Annotated in this window: 11 protein-coding genes; 9 read left to right on the forward strand and 2 right to left on the reverse strand. The window is 41.2% G+C overall.

The window, feature by feature from the left end; genetic code table 11:
- Window positions 1–29: 29 nt before the first annotated feature.
- From DXA54_RS07955 to DXA54_RS07990, 8 genes are all read left to right on the forward strand, one after another.
- Entirely contained in the window at window positions 30–404 is a 375-nt protein-coding gene (locus tag DXA54_RS07955; RefSeq protein ID WP_004305864.1) for a hypothetical protein, read from the forward strand.
- 237 nt (window positions 405–641) lie between these two features.
- Entirely contained in the window at window positions 642–1,172 is a 531-nt protein-coding gene (locus DXA54_RS07960; RefSeq protein WP_004302348.1) for a sigma-70 family RNA polymerase sigma factor, read from the forward strand.
- 49 nt (window positions 1,173–1,221) lie between these two features.
- Window positions 1,222–4,470 (forward strand): SusC/RagA family TonB-linked outer membrane protein, encoded by a 3,249-nt coding sequence (locus DXA54_RS07965; RefSeq protein WP_008648447.1) that lies wholly within the window; start codon window positions 1,222–1,224, stop codon window positions 4,468–4,470.
- 33 nt (window positions 4,471–4,503) lie between these two features.
- Window positions 4,504–6,300: a RagB/SusD family nutrient uptake outer membrane protein gene (locus DXA54_RS07970; RefSeq protein ID WP_004305870.1), complete on the forward strand. Its 1,797-nt coding sequence runs from the start codon at window positions 4,504–4,506 to the stop codon at window positions 6,298–6,300.
- A gap of 36 nt (window positions 6,301–6,336) precedes the next feature.
- Complete coding sequence (locus DXA54_RS07975; protein WP_008648444.1) at window positions 6,337–7,530, forward strand: DUF5013 domain-containing protein; 1,194 nt, start codon at window positions 6,337–6,339, stop codon at window positions 7,528–7,530.
- Window positions 7,531–7,579: 49 nt separating this feature from the next.
- The gene (locus DXA54_RS07980; protein WP_050428261.1) at window positions 7,580–9,619 is read left to right on the forward strand and encodes an IPT/TIG domain-containing protein; all 2,040 of its coding nucleotides are present in this window, start codon (window positions 7,580–7,582) and stop codon (window positions 9,617–9,619) included.
- Between the two features lie 58 nt (window positions 9,620–9,677).
- Window positions 9,678–10,976 carry an alginate lyase family protein gene (locus tag DXA54_RS07985; RefSeq protein WP_008648440.1) on the forward strand — a complete coding sequence of 433 codons (1,299 nt, stop codon included), beginning with the start codon at window positions 9,678–9,680 and terminating at the stop codon, window positions 10,974–10,976.
- 14 nt (window positions 10,977–10,990) lie between these two features.
- Complete coding sequence (locus DXA54_RS07990) at window positions 10,991–12,397, forward strand: glycosyl hydrolase family 28 protein (protein ID WP_120079179.1); 1,407 nt, start codon at window positions 10,991–10,993, stop codon at window positions 12,395–12,397.
- A gap of 461 nt (window positions 12,398–12,858) precedes the next feature.
- Here DXA54_RS07990 and uxuA read toward each other — a convergent pair whose 3' ends face one another.
- A complete protein-coding gene (gene uxuA, locus DXA54_RS07995) occupies window positions 12,859–14,046 on the reverse strand; it encodes a mannonate dehydratase (protein WP_008648437.1) in 1,188 nt (395 codons plus the stop codon).
- A gap of 29 nt (window positions 14,047–14,075) precedes the next feature.
- Window positions 14,076–14,891 carry an SDR family oxidoreductase gene (locus DXA54_RS08000; RefSeq protein ID WP_008020332.1) on the reverse strand — a complete coding sequence of 272 codons (816 nt, stop codon included), beginning with the start codon at window positions 14,889–14,891 and terminating at the stop codon, window positions 14,076–14,078.
- Window positions 14,892–15,011: 120 nt separating this feature from the next.
- On the opposite strand from DXA54_RS08000, the gene DXA54_RS08005 reads away from it, so the two are divergent.
- Complete coding sequence (locus tag DXA54_RS08005; RefSeq protein WP_004310215.1) at window positions 15,012–15,893, forward strand: AraC family transcriptional regulator; 882 nt, start codon at window positions 15,012–15,014, stop codon at window positions 15,891–15,893.
- Window positions 15,894–15,903: the final 10 nt, after the last annotated feature.

Genomic DNA, 15,903 nt, shown 5'->3' on the forward strand with positions numbered 1-15,903 from the left:
AGAAGTTTTATTTTATAATATATGTTGATATGAAAGTATTAGTTTTAATTTCATTGGTAGGAGGTTTGATGTTATCCTCTTGCGGAGGTAGCAGTTCAAAAAATAATGCAAATGTTAAGGAGGTAAATCCTGCAGATACCATCTATTTGGGAGACTTACGTGAAAAATTTGCAAATGATAGTGTTTTCTTTAAAATAGTGGCACCGGATTTGATGTTGATGGATTATCAGTATCTTTGGGCAGTAACAGAATCGGAAGCAGTAGAGAAAGGACTGACAAAAGAATACTATAAACGTGTGAAGAAAGAAATCACCGATACGAATGAAGCGATCAAAAGAGGTGTGATGAAAGGTGCGAACGTAAAACGTATACCGGATTTCCAGGCATCACAGGAAAATAAATAATGAATCCTTCCGGATGAAAGCTTTCATCCATGCAAATATAAGAACAGGGGAGTCGTCAAATGTAACGACATCCCCTTTTTTATTGGTGTGACAGTTAGATTTATCCCGATGAAATGGGAAGTTTTTGCAAAAATACACGCTTGTTACGATAGTTTTGTTATCTGTTACTTTTGTGATATTTGAATTTGAAACTTGTTCCTACTTTTGTATCATCGTTAAACGGATAAATTTAATGCCATGAATAAACAGCAAGCTACATTTGACGACTTCTTCTCTGAATGCTATCTTAAATATAAGGAGTATATCAAGAACTATATCGCTATCCGCATTTGCCATCCGCATGAAGCGGAAGATTTGGCACAGGATGTCTTTGTCCGCTTATGGGAACACAGGGCATTCGTGAACAAAGATACAGTCTGGTCTTTGCTTTTTACCATCGCTCGCAATATAGTAACCGATAAAATCCGTCGTTATTATAAACAGGAAGATTTCGTCGCCTACATATATAATAGGATGGAAGACACCAGTCGGAATACCACAGAAGATACCATTCATTTTCGTGAACTAAAGAAGATGCATGACCAGGTTATGGAAGCTCTTCCTGTCAAACGCCGTCAGATTTATGAACTTAGTTTCAATCATGAACTCTCTTGTCCTGCCATTGCAGGAAAGCTGTCCTTATCTCCCCGTACAGTAGAATGTCAACTATTACTGGCTCGTAAAACGGTTCGCACCTATTTGAAAAATGAATTCTCCAAAGTCGGTTAAATACCAGATTCGGAAAAACACATATTAACTTTAACAATTTAATAGTATTATGGAAATTAAATCCAAATTCTTATGTTCAAAAGGAGTCGCATTGGCTTTCGCCATGCTGCTGGGTGGTTCGCCCGGTGTATTGCTCTATGCAAATGATTCTGTAGAAGAGAGTTTGATGGTAGTCCAGACGGGCCGCACCATCAAAGGACTTGTGACAGATGCGAATGGTGAACCACTAATTGGTTGTAATGTAGTGGTCGTAGGAAGTAATGCAGGAGTAATTACCGATATTGACGGTCGGTTTACGCTGAATATTCCTGCTGATGCCAAACAGATAAAAGTTAGCTATATCGGATATGTAGATCAGATTATTAACCTTCATGACCGCTCTGATTTTAAAGTGGTATTAAAGGAAGATAATAATGCACTGGACGAGGTTGTTGTAGTGGGTTATGGCACGCAGAAAAAAGCGACGTTGACAGGGGCGGTAGAACAAATTGGTAGCCAGGTATTGGAAAGTCGTGCCATTACCAATGTCGGTGCTGCTCTGCAAGGAGCCACTCCGGGTTTGGTAGTCACTCGTTCTTCCTCACGTCCGGGTAATGAAGGTTTAAATTTTCAGATTCGTGGTCTGACATCTGTCAATGGAGGTAGTCCGTTGATTATTGTAGATGGGGTACCTGTATTGAATTCAGAGTCATTCCAAAATCTAAACTCAGATGATATTGAGAATATTAGTGTTTTGAAAGACGGTTCAGCTTCCATTTATGGGGCGAAAGCAGCTAATGGCGTTATCTTGGTAACTACCAAAAAAGGTAAAGGCAAGACAACGGTTGATTATGGCTTCAATATGCGTTTTACTACCAATGGTATTATGGCTTTCTCTCCCAGTATGCAGGAATATGCTTCCATGTGGCTGGAAGCCAATAAAGAAATGCCGGAACATGACTGGTGGGGCTGGGGAGAAGAAAACCTGAAGAAGATGGCTCAAGGCATTGAAGGTATTTATGAGTCGACTGTAGCCGATTGGGGTACGATGTTCGTTGGTAATGCCAATCGCCTGGATGAATTGTTTGCCCGCCGTTATTCTTACCAGCATAACTTGAGTGTAGCAGGTTCTACGGATAAATCCGATTACCGCATTTCATTAGCTTATGCTGATAACCAGGCTAATCTGGCTACAGCCTATGACGGACAGAAACAGTTGAACTTGCGCTTGAACTACGGAATCAAATTGACTGATTGGTTCAAACTGGAGACTTCAGCCAGTATGATTAAAACAAATACCGAAACACCCACACATGGTATCGACCGTACACTTTACGGAAACGATGCTCCGTTTTTCCCGGCAAAAAATCCCTATGGACAATGGTACGCTAACTTCGGTAATGTAGGTGATCGCAATGCGGCAGCAGCTACAACGGATGGTGGACGTGACGAGAGAGAGAAGTTGACTACTCGTGTCGATTTTAAAGCATTGGTGGATATTTGGAAAGGAATCACTTTCGAGGGTACTGCTTCATTTCAAAATGAGGAATATCGCAGAGAACGCTATTCGCTTCCGGTACAGTGTTACAATTGGTTCGGCGAGCAGACGGCGAAGTTAGTATATGAAACAACACAAACCCTTAGTACTCCGCAAGATGTGCTGAATTTTAAAGATTCCCATCAGCCGGGATATTTGGTACAGGCAAATAATGCCCGGTATCAGTACTATTCAGGGTTATTGAAATATAAGCGTACATTTGCCGAAGTACATAATATAGATGCTATGTTCGGCATCAATGCCGAGAAATGGGTGACTAAGAAAGTTGTTACCGCCCGTGAGAAGTTTGAGGATGCCGGAATTTACGATTTGAATTTGGCTACGGGTACACAGGGTAACGGTGGAGGAAAGACTCATAATGGTACCTATTCATATATTGCCCGTTTGAATTATAACTATGCGGAAAAATATATGGTTGAATTGATGGGGCGTCGTGACGGAAATTCCAAGTTTGCTCCCGGTTATCGTTTCAAAAGCTTTGGTTCTGTCTCTTTGGGATGGGCATTCTCGGAAGAACAATTTGTAGAATTTTTAAAACCTGTTCTTTCTTTTGGTAAGTTGCGTTTAAGTTACGGTAGTTCGGGTAATGATGTCGGGCTGGGTGATTACGATTATGTGTCTACTGTCTCTCTTGGAACAGCCGGTTTTGGAACTATACCTGCCAATCAGGTATCTTCAGGTTTTGGCGGTTTAATTTCTTATGACCGTACTTGGGAGAAAGTTTCACAGAAAAACTTTGGTATCGATCTTAACTTTTTCGATAATCGTTTGAAAGCTACATTCGATTATTTTATAAAAGATAATACCGGTATGTTGGTAAATGTCACATATCCGGGTGTATTAGGAGGTAAAGCTCCTAAAACGAATAGTGGTCATTTGAATGTAAAAGGTTGGGAATTCACTATTGGATGGCGCGATCAGATTAAAGACTTTTCTTACTATGCCAACTTTAATATTGGTGATACAAAGAGTCTGTTGAAAGAGATGGAAGGAGCAGATTCTTATGGGGCTGGTTGGAATGCAGCCGTGAATGGGTATCCGTTGAATTCGTACTTCCTTTATCGCACAGATGGTTACTTTAAAGATCAGGCAGAAGTAGACCGCTATTATGCACTCTATGGAGAGGGTAAAGAAGATTTGACTGGTGTAGGAGCAGGAAGTGCAAGCCGGTTGCGTCCAGGTGATACCAAACGTTTGGATTTGAATGGTGATTATAAGATTTCCGGTGCAGGGAATGAGAATAGCGATTTGCAATATCTCGGTGACTCCAATCCACATTTTGTTTTCGGTTTCACACTGGGAGGATCATGGAAAGGTATTGATGTGAACGCAATGTTCCAAGGTGTCGGCAAGCAGTATGTTATCCGTAATGACTGGATGGCTTATCCTTTTCAAACACGTACTGCCAATCAGAACCCGACATATTTGGGAAAGACATGGACAGAGAGCAATCCGAATGCTGAATTCCCTCGCTTGACTACCAATGCGAATCTCGCACGCTGGAATTATCAGAATAACGACTTTATGATGCAGAATAACCGCTATATCCGTTTGAAAACATTAATAGTCGGCTACACATTGCCGCAGATATGGACGCGCAAGGTGAAACTGGAAAAAGTACGTGTTTACTTCTCTGGTAATGATTTATGGGAAGCTACTAGTATTCGAGACGGTTTCGACCCGGAAATGGGAGCAGCCTCCAACAACAGTGGATACCCGTTTGCACGTACTTGGTCGTTCGGTCTGAACATCACTTTATAGTAGCTATGGAAAATTAAATACAGAATAGAAGATATGAAAAAGATAACGAACTATATATTAATTTGCACCTGCGCATTGGGATTTTCTTCATGTGTGAATACGTTCCTTGACTTGGAACCACTGGATGCCAAGACAGATGTGATTTATTTCAAAACTCCGGAGCATTTCCGTGAATATGCTAACGGGCTTTACGGGCAATTATTGGGATGGCAGTCTTCCTATGGAAGTATATTCGATCACATGGATGCGGCATCCGATCTTTCTACTTGTTTCAGATATTCGTATGGTGTGGGGACCGGTGTGATGGGAGTTCCTAATGACGATAGCCGTTGGGGTAATTGCTATGGTAATATTCGTGCCACTAATCACATGTTTGAAAGAGCAGTTTCTTCCTATACAGGTAATTTAGCGGATATTAAAAAAGAATTAGCCGAAGGTCATTTTTTCCGTGCCTATAACTATTTTTACTTATTGAAGTTTTTTGGTGGAGTGCCTGTCGTTACGAAAGTTCTCGACGTGACTTCACCGGAGTTATATGGAAAACGTAACAGCCGTTATGAGGTTGTCAACTTGATTCTCTCCGATTTGGATGAGGCTATTGCAGGGTTGCCGTTGGAACAGAATATAACCTCTGCCGACAAAGGTAAAATCAGCAAACAGGCTGCACAGGCATTTAAGGCTCGCGTGTTACTTTATGAAGCTACCTGGCGTAAGTACAATGGCACTTCTACTGATTTTGAAGGTTCTGCCGGTCCGGCTTCCGATCAGGTAAATGCTTTTCTGGAAGAATCCGTTCAATTATCCGAAACAGTGATGGGAGATGCTGCTTATTCCCTTTGGAATTATAACAATGTTGCAGCTATGAGAAATATGAGCAATCGTTACCTGTTTAATATTGAAGAAGAAGCCAGTAATCCTGCCGGTGCCGGAAGAGCGACGAACAAGGAATTTATCATCGCTTCTGTATATAGTCAGGAAACGCGTAAAGGACAGGTAGATTTGAATCAGGTGATTTATACGGATATGCGTCCCAGCCGGAAATTGATTGATATGTTTTTATGCACTGACGGGCTTCCGGTCAGCATGTCTGATAAGTTCCAGGGATATAAAAATCCGGGGGACGAATTTCAGAATCGGGATTTCCGTTTGACTTCTTATATAGGTTCATATGCTACGAGCCTGACTGTTGAGAACTGTGGGTATGGTGTTTCCAAGTTTGCTATTACCGATATTCAACGCCAAAGTAAAGATGAATCGGCCAATTATCCGGTACTTCGGTTGGCAGAAGTATACTTGAACTATGCCGAAGCTGTGATGGAACGCTATGGTGAAATATCAGATGACCAGTTGAATAAGTCGATAAATAAAATCCGTGCCCGTGCGGGAATTGCTAACCTAACAAATGCATTGGCAAAGCGAATTCAGGAAGGAGTGCCGGCAAATGCGAGTAAGACAGTCAATCAGGTAATGTTGGATGAGATCCGCCGTGAACGTGCTTTGGAACTCTATATGGAAGGTTTCCGTTGTGACGATCTGAAACGTTGGGGTATTGCGGAGAAGAATCTGAATGAGTCTCGTTGCGGTGCGGTAGTAGGTAATGCCAGCTATCCGACGGCATTTATAGACGAAAACGGGAATGCTACCAGTGCTTTCAATCCGGCTATCTTTACGAAGGGGACGGAAGAAGTGGAAACAGGTAAAGGCAAATTACCTTGTGTAGTGCTCCTCAAATCATCCGACTGCGCATTTACTAAGGGAGATTATTTGTGGGCGATTCCAAGAAATCAAATCAACCTGAATTCAAATCTGGTACAAAATCCAGGATATTAATCATTCAATCGTTTAACGTATAATACCATAGATTATATGAAGTTTTTATTCAAATATACATTTCACTTGGCAATACTTGCTTGTGTTTCCGCACTTTTCTCCGGTTGTGAGCAAGACCCCAAGTATAGAGTTTATGATTATCCTGTGCCAGTAGTGGAGAGCATTTATCCTACGGACGGATATGTCACTACACAGGTAGTTATTACGGGAACCAATTTTGGTGACCGTGCTGAAGCAGTGAAAGTTTTCTTCGGTGAAGCCCAATCCAATAAAGTACTCGATTGCAAAAATAACCGTTTGGTAGTGGAAGTGCCGGAAACTGCAGTAACAGGCAATCTGTCTTTACAGATTTATAATAAAAAGGTGGAGAATATCGGTCATTATACAGTACTGCCTACGCCACGTGTCATTACAGTGACTTCTGATAGTGAAGACGGTGAAGGGGTAGCCGATACGGGAGACAAGGTCACTATAACAGGTGAAAACTTTGGTACGGATCCATCCGATATTTCTGTTAGTTTCAATGGAACGCCGGCCGAATTTGAGCTGGTGGATGAGTCTACTATTGTTGCGACAACTCCTGCTGATTATCAGACAGGTAGTGTGACTGTGACTATTCACGGATATACAATGACAGGTGGTGCAATGTTCAATCCTAACTCGAAGGGTGATGTGACAGTGCTTTATCTTCAAAACTATAAGCAGCCGTTTGCCAAGGCAAATGATGAAAGTTGGAAGAACGGTGAATGGTGGACTCCGGCAGTGTGGAATCAAAATGTAGCATCGTTCAATGCAAAAGGCAATACGACTGTTTCCGGAATGCAATATAAATCAGAAGAAGGCTTAACGTTAGCATTCCAGAATGGATGGGATAAAGAAGCTTATACGAATGGGAAAATGTGGCAGGTTGCTACGCTCCGTCCTGGTAAATACAGACTGGAAGTCACTTATGCATATACATTGGTAGTTACTGATGCGGGGAACTTTATTTCCGTATTGATAGCTAAAGGAGATAGTGAAAGTGATATACCGAATGTCGCTGATCTTGAGCAACTAAATGGAGTTTATGTGGCCTATGATAAAATGGGAACAGCGAATGATTCGGGTACGTTGGTTACACCTTCATTTGAAGTGACGGAGACAACGGATGTTGTCATTGGATTCCTGACTTCTCTGGCTAAAGGTAATTCATACTTTAAGGTGACAGAATTGAAATTGATTCTTGAATGATGTGGAAAAAGAAAAAAGAGTAATTCATCGTGATAATATAATTAAGATTATGAAGAAAATATATAACTATCTGTTTCCCGTTTTTCTCTCGCTTTTCGCATTAGCTGCTTGTGACGAGGATAACGAAGAAATTGTTTCAATGAGTTACACTGATCCTGTGGCGACTGTAACAAAGATAGATCCCGTAGAAGGATATGTTGGGAATGAGTTTACCGTAAGTGGCAGTGATTTTGGTATCATAACAGAAGATGTGAAAGTATTTATCGGTTCCCAGGAGGCAGTAGTAGTCTCCTGCGCCGATGATGCTATCCTTGCGAAAGTGCCGGAATCGGCAACAAACGGAAAGATAACCGTTGAGGTTTTCGGGCAACGTGTGGAGACTGATCTAGTTTATCGTGTACTTGGTAAGCCGGGTGTCAGCGTAGTGAAACCTTCTTATGGTTTTCCGGGTGCCAGTATCGTTTTCGAAGGACAAGAATTTGTTTCTTCTAAAACACTGTATACTTTGACTTTCGGGACTTCCACAGACAAGGCAGAGATTGTGGGTACACCTACTGATACCGAATTTACGGCCAAAATTCCCGAGACAGCTGTCAGTGGAGTTATGACACTTATTATGGCAGAACAAACGATTGATTTGGCTTCTTATCCTTTCACTGTGTTGAAGCATGCAACGCTTGATACTCCTAAGGAAGACGAACCGGTTCCATCAGGTTTTGCTGGCAGTAAATTTGCAATAACAGGAACCAATCTTGTGCAAGAATTGCTGGATAAGTCTGTTGAAGGGTTGGAGCCTTTGAAAGTAACTTTCTTTAAAGCTGGCGGAGAACCTGTAGAAGCTGCAATAGATACAGATAATTTGACGGATAAGAGTATTCCACTCACTGTACCTGCTTCGTTGGAAGCCGGAGATTATACAATTACTGTCATTACTCCGTTTGAAGCTATCGGGACACAGTTGAAATATACGGTATTACCGATGCCGACAGTAACAGGCATTTCAACGAAAGCCGGATACATTAATGCGGAAGTAACGATCATTGGTCAGAACTTTGGTACGAAAGCTGAAAATATTCAGGTCTTTTTCGGAGAAACAGTTTGTGATAAAGTGACACTGAATGATAAAGGTAATATCGTAGTGAATGTTCCCAAAGGAGTTTCATCTGAAGCTCCGGTGAAGATTAAACTGATAATTCAGGGTAAGGAAATAGAGATGGGCGAATCAGGCACATTTGAGGTTTGGGCAACTCCGGAAATCACTTCTGTTGAAACACCGTATATTTATCCTTATGGTACATTAGTAAAAGCCGGACAGGAAATAGCATTTACAGGAAAAGGTTTTGGAACGGATAAGAATTCTGTTACAGTTACTTTTGAGGGAATATCCGTACCCGTTACGGTTAAAGAGATTACTACGACTTCTATTACTGTAACGGTTCCGCAAGGTTTCAATGGTGGAAAAGTAACAATGGTGTTTGAAGGTATTGCACAACCCGTAGAGAGTGATATATTGCGACCTCTGCCGACGGATGGAGATATTTCTCAATATGTACTCATGAACTATAAACAGCCTTTTGAATATGTAAAAGAAGGTGGAGATAAAGGATTCCATAAAAAAGGAGAGTGGGCAAAAGCTGCTTATTGGATAGTTCAGAACTCTAACTTGACTGCTGGTGAAGGAGGTGCTGCTGTTGATTTGGCATTTAAAACGAAATATGGTGATGGAAGTGATGCAGGTTTGGCTTTACAAACAGATTGGGGATTTGACAATCCTAAAAATGATGGTAAGGTATATCAGACTTCTCATCTTCAAAAAGGAAAATATAAGTTGACGGCACACGTTTATGAATATGATGGCAGAGGTTTTACCGGTTATGTTGCGGTTTGTAAAGGTAATGAGATGGCAAATACGAGTGATATACCAAGTAAGAGTTTGGCAAACGCTTCTATTTCGGGTACGGGTGATGTAGTAGTTGATATTTCTGTTGAAGAGCCTACCGATGTTGTCATTGGTTTTGTATGTACGATTACAGTAAAACAAGGACGGGCTAAGATAGATAATTTCAAATTAGAGTTAGTAGAGCAATAAACTATAATTGGGTGCACCGTAATCAATGGTAGATGCGGTGTACCATTAAACCAAAAAAATGATGAAAAAGATATATTATATAGTCGTGGTATTCGCTATCCTGTTTTTGGCAGGATGTGGTGACGGCATTGACCTTCCGGGTGTCAATGTGGAAACTGATTTGAATAAAATTCCTCTTCCTGATAATAACGTAAATTTGGAACAAGTTGAACTTAAACCGTCAACGGAACCCATGCTGCATGAAGGGTTGCATACAGAGGAAGACTTCCAGCGTATCCGGGATAAAAAAGCTGCCGGAGAAGAGCCTTGGGTAAGTGCTTATCAATTATTAGTAGAAAGTCAGTTTTCGCAGAAGACGGCAGATACTTATCCTACGGAATGGATTAAACGTGGAGTTTCCGGTGATGAAAATTATATGAATGCAGCCAGAGGAGCCACTATTGTATATCAGCAAGCGCTTCGTTGGAAAATTGAACAAGATGATGAATATGCGGCAAAAGCGGTGGAGAATCTGAATAAGTGGGTACAGACTTGTGTAGGTGTAACAGGTAATACGAATTTATCGCTTGCTGCAGGACTTTATGGTTATGAATTTGCTATTGCCGGTGAATTATTGAGGGATTATGGAGGATGGGATCGTGCGGACTTCGCAGCGTTCCAGAATTGGTTGCTTAAAGTGTTTTATCCTGCTAATGATGATTTCCTGAAACGTCATCACGATACGAATGCGTTACATTATTGGGCTAACTGGTGTCTTTGTAATATAGCGGCTAAAATGGCTATCGGCATTGTAACCGATCGTCGTGATATTTATAATGAAGGTATCGCCCATTTGCAGACGGGTGATACAAACGGACGTTTACGTCGTGCTATCTATCACGATTATGCACCGGACTATAACTTTGCTCAATGGCAGGAAAGTGGACGTGACCAAGGACACACGTTGATGTGTGTCGGATTGATGGGAATTATTTGTCAGTTGGCATGGAGCCAGGGAGACGATTTCTTTGCTTATGATGATAATCTCTTCCTACGGGCCTGCGAATATGCCGCTTGCTGTAATTATACCAATGAGACTGTACCATATACTACTTATATATGGCAAAAACAGAGTCAATGGGGATATCCGATTCCGGAAGAACAAACAACACTTGGTGGCGGTAAATGGATCAAACGTGCGATATGGGCGTTGCCTTACTATCATTACAAAGGGATAAAAAACATCTCGGATGATAATCTCAAATATACTAAGATTGCTACCGAATATGTAGGAATAGAAGGCGGCGGCGGTTATTATGATGCTAACTCTGGTGGGTATGATGTACTTGGACTCGGTACATTGATGTATGCACAATAAATGAATAATTCAAAATGAATAGATTGATACGAATAGCGCTTACATTTTTACTTGTAATGACTTCAGGAGTTATACAGGCAGAAATTGTCATCTATCCGGTGCCACAAGGCATCTACTATGCCCGCCATAATGACGATTATACAGTAAAAGTACGGCAAGTGGGTGAAAAAGATTGGGTAGACCTTTATGAATATAATGTAAAGGTGGATATGGATACCAAGTCGGATGCAACCATGGTACAGTTTGATTTTTCCGGTAAAGTGGAAGTGCTGGTGCAAAAGAATAACGGGGAACTCCGTTCAGCAGTAGTGCGTCCACTATCTAAAGGCATTCAGCCGGAGATAGACGGAAATTTTCTGCTGTTCACATTGGATAAACCACAAAAGCTCTCTGTAGAGTTCAACGGTGACCGTTTGAATAATCTGCATGTGTTTGCCAATCCGATCATTGAGAATGTGCCTGATAAAAGTGATCCGAATGTGATGTATTTTGAGTCCGGCATACACGAACCCACAGATGTGGCAGGCAAATGCTTCCGTATTCCTTCCAACACGACTGTCTATCTGGAAGGTGGAGCGGTGCTGAAAGGTTGCCTGACTTGCGACAGTGTAGAGAATGTAAAGATTCTCGGACACGGTATGTTGCTTGAACCGCAGCAGGGAATATCGGTGGCATACTCCAAGAATGTACTGATTGATGGAATTACAGTTGTCAACTCCCGTCACTATACAGTTTCCGGTGGACAATCACAGAGAATTACTATCAAGAATCTGAAATCATTCAGTTATCAGGGTTGGAGTGATGGATTGGATTTTATGTCTTGCTCGGATGTAGTGATTGATGATGTTTTTCTTCGTAATTCAGACGACTGTATAGCCATCTATACGCATCGTTGGAATTATTATGGAGATTCTCGTAATATCCGTGTACTTAATTCTACACTATGGGCGGATATTGCTCACCCTATCAATATCGGTACGCATGGAAATACGAAAACAGGAGATGAGGTTTTAGAAGATATATTGTTCAAGAATATCGATATCTTGGAACATGATGAGGACGATCGTGATTATCAAGGCTGCATGACTATTAATGTAGGAGATCACAATCTGGCACAAAACATCACTTTTGAGGATATTCGTGTGGAACATATCCAGGAAGGACAGTTATTTCATCTTCGGGTGATGTATAACCAAAAATATAACACAGGTCCCGGCAGAGGTGTCAGAAACATAACGTTCCGTAATATTTCATGTACCGGGAAATATATCAGTCCTTCTTTGATGGAAGGTTATGATAAGAATAGGAAGGTTGAGAATATTTTGTTTGAGAACATAATGTTGAACGGCAAACGGATCACTTCTTTGGAAGAACTGAATATAGATAAAAAAGATTTTGTAGGGAAGATACAGATAAAGTAGCTAACAAATAAAAGATTGTGTTGATTTTACCCTCACACTCTCACCCGGCTCTCAATCCCTTTATCCATCGTACTTTCGTGGGTGAGGGTAAAGGTGAGGGTAGTGTGAGGGTAAAATTTACCCTCACACTGCCGACGCTTACCAAATGATATGAGTATGCATTGGCATTGAAAGGTTTAGCTATTGAGAGAACAGTCCGTTGTATTTATTGTATCGGAATTATATGATTATAACTAAAAGCCTAGAGACAGAATGGTTGTTTCTTGTCTTTGAGACAGAATCTTCCTGCTTTAGAAACTATAGTTTCCCGCCTTTGGAACTGGAGTTTCGAGCCTTTGGAACTAAAGTTTCAAGACGGGAAACCATCAGTTTCAACGCTTGAAACAAAATGTTTCCCGCCTTGAAACAAATAACGAGGTTATTGCTCTGACGAAGCTCTGACTATATCAGTACTGTAATGATTATAATATTATCTGTCGTCTTTTCTCATCATCTACTACAGCCATCATTCCCTCTACTTGTGCAAGAGCCAGCATACGTCCGTGGAAGGAATATCCCGGATTATAACCTTTATCTTCATCTCCCAGCATCATTCGTCCGTGGTCTACACGCATTGGTAATCCCGGATTCTCATTTTCGAAGATACGGATAAGATCAATCAGATGTCCTCTTCCCGTAAGATGGGAGCTTTCAATGAAGTTTCCACCTTGCATGGCAGCTGTGCTGCGCAGATGTACGAAATGAGTTCTTTTTGCAAATTTCTTAGCCAACTCACGTGTATCGTTATGTTCGCCTGCACTCAAAGAGCCTGCACAGAAAGTCAATCCATTATGAGGATTATCTACGGCATTCAGGAACCATTCAATATCATTTTCATTGGTAACGATACGTGGTAAACCTAATACCTGGAATGGAGGGTCATCCGGATGTACGCACATATTAACTCCATATTCTTCGCATACAGGCATGATTGCAGATAAGAAATAACGCATATTTTCACGCAAAGCATCCCGGTTTATATCTTTGTACAAAGCAAGTAACCGCTTGAAGATGGAAACCGGATTTTTATCTCCTTCTTTGATATTGCCATTAACAAAACCTTGAGTCTTGACAATGATCGTATCAATCAAAGCGTCTTTTTCTGCTTCTGTGATAACCTTATCCAACTCGGCAACTTTATGCAGTTCTTCTTCTGTGTAGTCTTTTTCAGCTCCTTCACGTTCCAGTATTTTGATGTCGAAGTAAGCGAAACGAATACGGTCGTAGTAAAGCGAACTGGTACCGTCCGGCCAAGGGTACTGTAAATCCGTACGTATCCAGTCGATTACCGGCATGAAGTTGTAACAGACTGTTTTCACTCCGCATTTACTTAGGTTGGCAAGACTTACTTTATAATTTTCAATCAACTGTTCACGTTCCGTACCCGCATATTTGATTGCCTCACAAACCGGAAGGCTTTCCACGACCGACCAGCGCAACCCATACGATTCAATATACGATTTTAAATCGTTGATGGCTTCTACTGTCCAAATCTCTCCGTTCGGTACCTCGTGTAATGCAGTGACGATTCCTTCAACACCTATCTGACGGAGCATCGGCAAGGTGATTTTATCTTTCTTGCCGAACCATCTCCATGTTTTTTCCATCATAGCGTTTGAATAAATTAAAAGATTAAATATTAAACGCCGCTGAATGCACTGAAACCACCATCGATAGGCAACATAGCTCCCGTTACGAAACTAGCGGCTTCACTGCACAGGAATTGTACAGCACCGTTCAATTCTTTGATATCGCCGAAACGATTCATCGGAGTTTTGGCTAACACCTTTTTACTTCTGTCGGTCAATGAACCATCCGGGTTGATAAGTACACGACGGTTTTGGTCACCGATAAAGAATCCCGGAGCGATAGCATTTACACGGATACCATCACCGTATTTCAGTGCCATTTCGCTTGCCAGCCATTGGGTGAAGTTGGCTACTGCCGTTTTAGCGGCCGAGTAACCCGGTACACGGGTGATAGCACTATAAGCAGCCATAGAAGATACATTGATGATGCATCCTTTCTTCTGTTTTGCCATTACCTTACCGAATATCATAGACGGATAAACTGTACCGTTCATATTCAGGTTAGTCACTTTTTCCCAGCAAGAGATGTCCATATCATAGAAGTGCTGATCCGGTTCGAGAGTAGCTCCCGGCATATTGCCACCGGCAATGTTCAATAGAATATCGATCTGTCCCCATTTGGCTACGACTTCTTCGGCTACTTTCTCCAGGCTGGCGATGTCAAGTACATTACCGATGATGCCGATTACATCGTTACCGTATTGCTTAAGTTCAGCCACACGGTTGTCCAGTTGCTCCTGACGAATGTCAATAGCTACAACTTTTGCTCCCTGCTGTACAAAGTGTTGGGCAATATTTCCGCCCAGTACACCACCTGCTCCGGTAATAACAGCAACTTTACCGGCAATACTAAATAATTCGTTCATGTTTTCTATCAAATGTTTTTATGAATGGATGCAAAAATAGCGGGTTTTTATACATGCTATGATGCGTATTTTTGCAAGATATTTACCTATCTTTGCAAAAGCAGTTTAGAAAGGAGATTTATGAAGAAGATAATGAATGAGAAGTTGACTATTACGACTTCTAATCCCGTCCGTGCCCGCTTTTATGAATATCCACGTTTCACGTATCCGTGGCATTTTCATAGTGAGTATGAAATTATTTATGTGGAGAAGGGAGAGGGGGATTGTCTGGTGGGTGACAGCATTATCTCCTATTCAAAAGGTGATTTGATTCTTTTCGGTTCCGAACTGCCTCATAGTATGCAAAGTCCACCGGACGGCGGGGAAGAATCTGATAACGAAGAAAAATCCGAACTGAAAGTAAGAGGAGTCAATATTCAGTTTGAAAAAGACTTCATGCATTATTCTATATCTCAATACTCCCAGTTTATTCCTATCAGGAATTTATTGGAGGATGCTTGCAGAGGAATTAAATTCACAATTACCCGTTCGGGGAAAATCATTAAGCTATTAAAACAAATACCTTCTGCCAAAGGAGTAGATCAAATTATCCTGTTGCTTTCACTCCTACAAATGATGGCTACCAGTAATCACAGGAAGTATCTGACTACTTCTCATTATACTCCGTCTCCTTCGATTATGCGTAATGAAAGAATGGAAAAAGTGATTGCCTATTTGAATAAACATTATACCGAGTCTATCGGTCTGGATGAAATTGCTTCTTATACAGCGATGAACCCTACTGCTTTCTGCCGATACTTTAAAGAAAACACAGGAAAAACATTCAAAGAGTATGTACTTGATATGCGTATCGGATATGCTTGTAAACTATTGAATAGTAGTATGATGAATATATCTCAAATCAGTGCTACTTGCGGATTTGAATCACCTGTACATTTTAACCGCATTTTTAAAAGGGTGACAGGAATGACACCTACTTTTTATAGGGAACAGATGGAATAAGCTTTTCAGG

The organism is Bacteroides sp. OF03-11BH (assembly GCF_003604005.1).
GTDB lineage: Bacteria > Bacteroidota > Bacteroidia > Bacteroidales > Bacteroidaceae > Bacteroides > Bacteroides ovatus.

Bases quoted from the DNA above. Each gene is read 5' to 3' on its own strand.
- DXA54_RS07955 (WP_004305864.1), top strand. From the start codon at position 30: ATGAAAGTATTAGTTTTAATTTCATTGGTAGGAGGTTTGATGTTATCC.
- DXA54_RS07960 (WP_004302348.1), top strand. From the start codon at position 642: ATGAATAAACAGCAAGCTACATTTGACGACTTCTTCTCTGAATGCTAT.
- DXA54_RS07965 (WP_008648447.1), top strand. From the start codon at position 1,222: ATGGAAATTAAATCCAAATTCTTATGTTCAAAAGGAGTCGCATTGGCT.
- DXA54_RS07970 (WP_004305870.1), top strand. From the start codon at position 4,504: ATGAAAAAGATAACGAACTATATATTAATTTGCACCTGCGCATTGGGA.
- DXA54_RS07975 (WP_008648444.1), top strand. From the start codon at position 6,337: ATGAAGTTTTTATTCAAATATACATTTCACTTGGCAATACTTGCTTGT.
- DXA54_RS07980 (WP_050428261.1), top strand. From the start codon at position 7,580: ATGAAGAAAATATATAACTATCTGTTTCCCGTTTTTCTCTCGCTTTTC.
- DXA54_RS07985 (WP_008648440.1), top strand. From the start codon at position 9,678: ATGATGAAAAAGATATATTATATAGTCGTGGTATTCGCTATCCTGTTT.
- DXA54_RS07990 (WP_120079179.1), top strand. From the start codon at position 10,991: ATGAATAGATTGATACGAATAGCGCTTACATTTTTACTTGTAATGACT.
- uxuA (WP_008648437.1), bottom strand. From the start codon at position 14,046: ATGATGGAAAAAACATGGAGATGGTTCGGCAAGAAAGATAAAATCACC.
- DXA54_RS08000 (WP_008020332.1), bottom strand. From the start codon at position 14,891: ATGAACGAATTATTTAGTATTGCCGGTAAAGTTGCTGTTATTACCGGA.
- DXA54_RS08005 (WP_004310215.1), top strand. From the start codon at position 15,012: ATGAAGAAGATAATGAATGAGAAGTTGACTATTACGACTTCTAATCCC.